A 6,951-nucleotide genomic window follows, 5' to 3' on the forward strand; every position below is an offset into this window, starting at 1 on the left:
CTACCTCCACCTTTGTGATGAAATTTAGTATAATAGAAATTGACCATATCAAAATATTCAGTTTATAAAATAATTATAAGGTCAGGTGAAAAATCGAACATGGATATGCTTTTATTTCAGCTTGAAAAAAACGGTGGAAAACCGCTATATGATCAGCTTTATAGCGGTATTAAAGAAGCGATTATTACAAAGAAAATTACGGTCGGAGAAAAATTACCTTCGAAGCGAAAATTGGCAGATTTTTTAAATATTTCTCAAACAACAATCGAAATTGCCTATGCCCAATTACTTGCAGAGGGTTATATAATATCAAAATCTCGGGTCGGTTATTTTGTAGAGGATATTGATGAGCTCCCCTATATACAGCAAGATACATCTATGCTGCTAAAAGAGCAACCTCGGAAAAAAACATATGCCATTGATTTTAACCCTGGTTCCATAGATATTGATGCCTTCCCATTTCAAACATGGCGAAAATATGCAAAAGAACTTTTTGATGATACCTCCAAAGAATTATTATTGACTGGAGAACCTCAAGGAGAATTAGCGTTACGTACAGAGATTGCAAATTACTTATATCAATCGCGCGGCGTTATTTGTAGCCCAGAGCAAATTGTCATTGGTTCAGGTACAGAACAACTGCTCCCGATGATTTTGCGTCTTTTCAGCGAAGACACTTGCTTTGCACTCGAAAACCCTGGTTATCCGACCGTGCATCGGATGTTTTTACAACACAAACGACAGGTTTGTCCAATTGCAGTAGATGATGAAGGTATCCTTATTCATCAACTAGAAAAAACAACTGCTAATGTCGTTTATATCACGCCGTCGCATCAATTCCCTACTGGCGCTGTATTGTCTGCCACAAGGCGCGCACAAGCTTTAAATTGGGCAGCTCAAAGTCCATCACGATATATCATTGAAGATGATTATGATTCGGAATTTCGTTATGCTGGAAAACCAATTCCCGCGCTACAAGCTTTAGATCGCAATGATAAAGTCATCTATATGAGTACTTTTACCAAATCATTAATGCCTTCCTTGCGAGTCGCCTATTTTGTACTACCACCTAAGCTACTTGCTACTTATAATGATGTCTTTAATTATTATTCATCTACAGTACCAAGGTTCGATCAGCACATTGTAGCCAATTTCATGCGAGATGGACATTTTTCAAAACATTTAAATCGTATGCGAAAAGTATATCGAAAAAAGCATGAGAAGCTCACGACGATATTAGAAAATTATTCTAATCAAATAAAAATCACTGGGGAGCAGGCAGGTATGCATATCTTGCTCAATGTTCAACATGAACTATCCGAGCAACAATTACAGCACAGTGCCAATGATGCAGGTATCGGTATCTATCCATTATCCGCTTATCGTCTTGATGAAAATACGGCCACACAAGCTCAATTTTTACTCGGCTTTGGCGGCATTCCTGTACACGAGATTGAATCTTCCATTGAGAAGTTAATGAATTGTTGGGCAATACAAACGAAACAACCATCTCCGTCACGATTCAAGTGACAAGATGGTTGTGCTTTTTTTAATTTTCTTTTAGTTGAATGTTATAATGCTTAAACCATGTATCAATTTGCCCCAAATAGGCTAACAGTTGTGGTCCTGCCATTAATTGTCCATACCAAGGTTCTTTAAATGAACTTCCTCCAGAGTCAATTAGCTCCACTAGTTTTTGTCGTTCAAAAAATTCATGAAGAACTGAATGTTTATCGTTCATAATTTCTGTTAACCATCGTTGAACACCTGCTGTATAAACTGGATGATAGGTTTTTGGATAAGGATTTTTTTTTCGATATAATACTTCCTCTGGTAATAAATGCGACATCGCCTTGCGAATCAAACCTTTTTCCATACCGTCTAAATTTTTCATTTCCCAAGGAATATTCCATGCGTATTCCACAAGCCGATGATCTGCAAATGGCACGCGCACCTCAAGACTCGCGCCCATACTCATCCGATCTTTTCGTTCTAGCAATGTTTGCATAAACCATACCGTGTTTAAATAAAACATTTCACGATGTTGAGCTGCGTCTGTACTTTCCCCTTCTAAATAAGGTACTTCACCAATCGTTTGTTCATAAACATGCTGCGCGTAATTTTCAACAGCTAACTTTGTACGCCATTCCTCGCGTAACATAGCTGTTCTTTCGGGTAATGAACGAATCCAAGGGAAACCAGTCGCTCTTTCTTTGAACCATGGATAACCACCGAATATTTCATCGGCACATTCCCCTGATAAAGCAACCGTAAAATCTTTTTTTATTTCTCGGCAAAACCATAGTAAAGATGAGTCAACATCAGCCATACCAGGTGCATCTCTTACAAAGACAGCTTCTTTCAACAAGTCAATTAACTGTTGTTGGCTAATTTGCTCCGCATGATGTGTTGTATCAAACGAGTCTTTCATTTTTTGTATCCAATAGGTATCCGTTGAATTTTGAAAAGCATGCGGATTAAAGAAACGTTCATTGTCCTCATAGTCGATAGAGTATGTGTGGAGTTTACCTTTCTTTTGTTGTTGAAAGCTGTTTGCCGCAATTCCAGTAATAATACTGGAATCAAGCCCTCCAGAAAGGAATGTACAAATCGGTACATCTGATACTAGCTGACGCTCAATAGCATCGGTTAGTAAATACCGTACATGGTCAATCGTTTCTTCTAATGATTCTTCATGTTTTTTACTTTGAAGCTGCCAGTATTGCCATATACGTAATCCTTCTTTTGAATACCGCATTGCGTATCCTGGTCGTAGCTCATGAATATTATGGAACAGCGACTTTCCGGGCGGTTTAGATGGTCCTACAGCCATGATTGTCGCAAGCCCTTCCCTATTAACAATTGGTTGGACTGCTGGATGTGCAAATAATGCCTTGACCTCCGATGCAAATAGTAATCCTTCTTGTTGCTCAGTGTAATACAGAGGCTTTACACCTAGACGATCACGACACAGAAAGAGCGATGCGGTTTGTTCATCCCACACACCAAATGCAAAAATGCCATTTAGATAGTTCACACACTGTTCTTTCCACTCAATATACGCAGTTAATAATACTTCTGTATCTGACTGGGTTGTAAAGTCGTGTCCTCTTGTTTGCAGTTCTTTTCGCAATTCTTTGGTATTATACAGTTCGCCATTATATGTAATGACATATGTTACGCCATCATGTTTTTTCACCATTGGTTGCTTGCCACCTATTAAGTCAATGACCGCTAACCGTCGGTGGCCAAATGCGATATGTTCATTACACCAAATATTTTCATCATCTGGTCCCCGTTTACTTAATGTTTGCGCCATTAACTTCACAATGCTCTCGCTTGTTCGTAAATCTTTTTTAAAACTAGCCCACCCGGTAATTCCACACATTTAGCCACATCCTTTCGCCTATTAGCGTATGCACATTGACTGTAAAACGTGAAAAAAAAACACGCTATGTTTTTTCAAACATAAACGTGTTCTTACTAGTTAGTTTTTAAAATAATCCACCAACAAAATCAGTAATGCCGCCCCATAAGTTTGCGAAGAAGTTACCGATACCTTGGAAGAATAGAGAAATACCGCTAGCACGTTCTACAGACGCTGTTGTCACGACATCAGATGTAAACTCCTTACCATCAATAAAGCCGTAATCTTTGCCTTCTGTGCGCTCTATAACGACCTTCCCTACTACTGTATCTTTCTTAACTTTAGCTTCAAGGCTTTTTTTATCTAAAACTAATTTAGGTTGATATAAATCCTTTTCAGAAGATTTCACCATAAATGAAATTGGTTCTTTCACAGCAATGGCTACTTTGTCTTCTTGCCCTTTAGTTACTTTCACAGTCTTTTGGTCTTTAAACTTATAGTTTGCTGGAATAATTTCATGTTTTGTAAATTGTGTGAAGCCATAATTAAATAACTTAGCCGTAGCATCAAAACGTGCTTTATAAGAGCCTTCTCCTTTTGCATCGACAGCCTTCATTACGACTGCTATTAAGCGTGTCCCATTGCGTTCTGCAGTACCAGTGAAGCAATGCCCTGCAAAGTTAGTAGTACCTGTTTTTAGGCCATCTACGCCTTCATATTGGAATACTAGACCTGGTAACATAAAGTTCCAGTTTGACATTTCAATCGCGTCATCTGTTCCTTCACGGAATATCTTTTTTGTTATTTTAGATGTCTCTAAAACCTTTGGATGATCTTTTAATAAATGATAGGCTAATTTTGCTACAGATTTAGCAGGCATTACATTCTCATCTTCTGGACCAGTACCTGCTGGGTGCATACCAAATAAATCAGCATTGTTAAGACCTGAAGCATTTACAAACTTATAGCCTTCAAGGCCAAGCTCTTCTGCCTTTTTGTTCATTAGTTTTAAAAACTCAGTTTCAGTACCAGCAATTGTTTCTGCAATTGCCACTGTAGCTGCATTAGCAGAGTAGATAGCCATTGCTTCATATAGTTCACGAATTGTATATGATCCGTCTCTTCGTAACGGTACATTACTTAATGCACGGTTTTGAGACATACGATACGTATAATCCGTCACATGATATTCCTGATCCCATTTCACCGTACCTGCATCAATTGCGTCCAGTAGTAGGTACTCCGTCATCATCTTCGTCATACTAGCGATACCTAGTGAAGTATCTGCATTTTGTTCATATAAAATTTTTCCTGAATCTGCGTCTATTAAAATCGCAGCATCAACCGTCAGCCCTAAATCTGTTTCTGCATTTGCTTTTGCAGGAACACCTGCAAATACACTAAATAATAGAACAGGAATTAGGAGCAAACGTAATACGGTGTTCGTTGTTTTTTTCACCTTTATTGCCCTCCAAAAAATAATCTTGTCCTCGACATTTTAACATAGATATCCTAGTAGGTGCGCAATCTATCTCATAAAAAATGCCCTCGTATCATCTTTGTAGACGATACGAGAGCATAAAAGTTGCTTGAAATATATTACATTGAATAGTTCGGTGATTCTTTTGTAATTTGAACATCATGCGGGTGTGATTCACGAAGACCTGCACCTGTCATGCGGACAAACTGAGCTTTGTCACGTAAATATTCAAGGTTAGGCGCACCACAATAACCCATACCTGCTCGAATACCACCAATCAATTGATAAACTGTATCTGCTAGAGGACCTTTATAAGGAAGTCGACCTTCAATTCCCTCTGGTACTAGTTTTTTTGCATCTTCTTGGAAATAGCGATCTTTTGAACCTTTTTCCATTGCGCCAATAGATCCCATACCACGGTAAACTTTGAAGCGACGACCTTGGAAAATTTCAGTATCTCCTGGAGATTCAGAAGTACCTGCAAGAAGTGAGCCAAGCATTACGATATTACCGCCTGCTGCAAGAGCTTTTACGATGTCTCCAGAGTATTTAATACCACCATCGGCAATAATTGTTTTACCTAATTCACGCGCTACTGTAGCACAATCATAAATGGCTGTAATTTGAGGTACACCTACACCTGCAACAACTCGTGTTGTACAAATTGATCCTGGTCCAATACCAACCTTCACTACATCTGCACCAGCTTCAAATAATGCACGCGCTCCCTCTCCAGTTGCCACGTTACCAGCAATAATTTCTAATTCTGGGTATGCTTCGCGGATAGAGCGAATTGTTTGTAGTACACCCTCTGAGTGACCGTGAGCTGTATCGATTACTACGATATCCACCTGTGCTTCAACAAGCTTCTCAATGCGAATCATTGTATCTTTAGATACACCTACAGCTGCTCCTACTAATAAACGACCATGTACATCTTTTGCAGCATTCGGGAACTCAATTACTTTTTCGATATCCTTAATTGTAATTAAACCAGTTAACTTACCTTCTTCATCTACAATAGGAAGTTTTTCGATTTTATATTGTTGAAGAATCTTTTCCGCATCCTCTAAAGTCGTTCCAACAGGAGCCGTAATCAAATCTTCTTTTGTCATTACATCTTCAATTTTTAAAGAGTAGTCAGAAATAAAACGTAAATCACGATTTGTAATAATTCCTACTAGCTTTTGGTTTTCCATACTATCCACAATTGGTACACCTGAAATTCGGTATTTACCCATTAAATGTTCAGCATCAAAAACTTGGTGAGTCGGAGTTAAGAAGAATGGGTTTGTAATAACACCATTTTCAGAACGTTTTACTTTTTCAACTTGTTCCGCTTGCTCATCTATGCCCATATTTTTATGGATAATACCGATACCACCTTGACGTGCCATAGCAATAGCCATCTTAGATTCTGTAACTGTATCCATACCTGCACTGACCATTGGAATATTTAATTTAATCTTTGGTGTAAGTTGAACTGATAAATCAACATCTTTCGGTAGTACTTCTGAATGAGCTGGTACTAATAATACATCATCAAAAGTTAAACCTTCTTTGGCAAATTTAGATTCCCACATTTTCGTAACTTCCTCCTATAGTTAAAAGAATATTAATTGTAAGATTAACAACGTGTCATGCTACTGTCAAGAAACTTATAAAAGAAAGACAATTCAGATTTTTTAGTTTGTCCAAACTTATACCTAATTATTCATTTTTAAAACCATTTTTCTATATTTAATGCTGAAATATCTCTTTTTAAAATATTTTTCTGTTAAACAATCAGCTACCAAGAAAAAATTAAACATCCAAACATTATTGATAGAATTAATAGTTAGCATAATTATTTTCACTTATTTTTTCACACAATTTGAAAAAATAATAGCACTAATGGACTCATAAGAACGCTTACAATTTTATTGAAATCGTTTTCGAAAGCTAAAAATAGACAAAAAACAGCCAGCAATATGCTGACTGCTTTGTGTGCCTAGCGACGTCCTACTCTCACAGGGGGAAGCCCCCAACTACCATCGGCGCTAAAGAGCTTAACTTCCGTGTTCGGTATGGGAACGGGTGTGACCTCTTTGCCATCATCACTAGA

Annotated in this window: 4 protein-coding genes and 1 rRNA gene; 1 reads left to right on the top strand and 4 read right to left on the bottom strand. The window is 37.9% G+C overall.

From position 1 onward, the window contains the following. The first annotated feature begins 99 nt into the window (after positions 1–99). Positions 100–1,530, top strand: coding sequence for a MocR-like pyridoxine biosynthesis transcription factor PdxR (pdxR, locus tag FC748_RS16125; protein ID WP_108031388.1), 1,431 nt, complete (start codon positions 100–102; stop codon positions 1,528–1,530). A 19-nt stretch (positions 1,531–1,549) separates the two neighbouring features. Here pdxR and asnB read toward each other — a convergent pair whose 3' ends face one another. From asnB to rrf, 4 genes are all read right to left on the bottom strand, one after another. Continuing rightward, positions 1,550–3,388, bottom strand: a complete 1,839-nt coding sequence (gene asnB, locus FC748_RS16130; RefSeq protein WP_108031390.1) for an asparagine synthase (glutamine-hydrolyzing) — start codon at positions 3,386–3,388, stop codon at positions 1,550–1,552. 106 nt (positions 3,389–3,494) lie between these two features. After that, positions 3,495–4,826 (bottom strand): D-alanyl-D-alanine carboxypeptidase family protein, encoded by a 1,332-nt coding sequence (locus FC748_RS16135; protein WP_108031392.1) that lies wholly within the window; start codon positions 4,824–4,826, stop codon positions 3,495–3,497. Positions 4,827–4,966: 140 nt separating this feature from the next. Beyond that, entirely contained in the window at positions 4,967–6,430 is a 1,464-nt protein-coding gene (gene guaB / locus FC748_RS16140; protein WP_108031394.1) for an IMP dehydrogenase, read from the bottom strand. A gap of 405 nt (positions 6,431–6,835) precedes the next feature. Beyond that, a 5S ribosomal RNA gene (gene rrf, locus FC748_RS16145) occupies positions 6,836–6,951 on the bottom strand.

The organism is Lysinibacillus sphaericus, from assembly GCF_005217585.1.
GTDB lineage: Bacteria > Bacillota > Bacilli > Bacillales_A > Planococcaceae > Lysinibacillus > Lysinibacillus sphaericus.

Bases quoted from the DNA above. Each gene is read 5' to 3' on its own strand.
- pdxR (WP_108031388.1), top strand. From the start codon at position 100: ATGGATATGCTTTTATTTCAGCTTGAAAAAAACGGTGGAAAACCGCTA.
- guaB (WP_108031394.1), bottom strand. From the start codon at position 6,430: ATGTGGGAATCTAAATTTGCCAAAGAAGGTTTAACTTTTGATGATGTA.
- asnB (WP_108031390.1), bottom strand. From the start codon at position 3,388: ATGTGTGGAATTACCGGGTGGGCTAGTTTTAAAAAAGATTTACGAACA.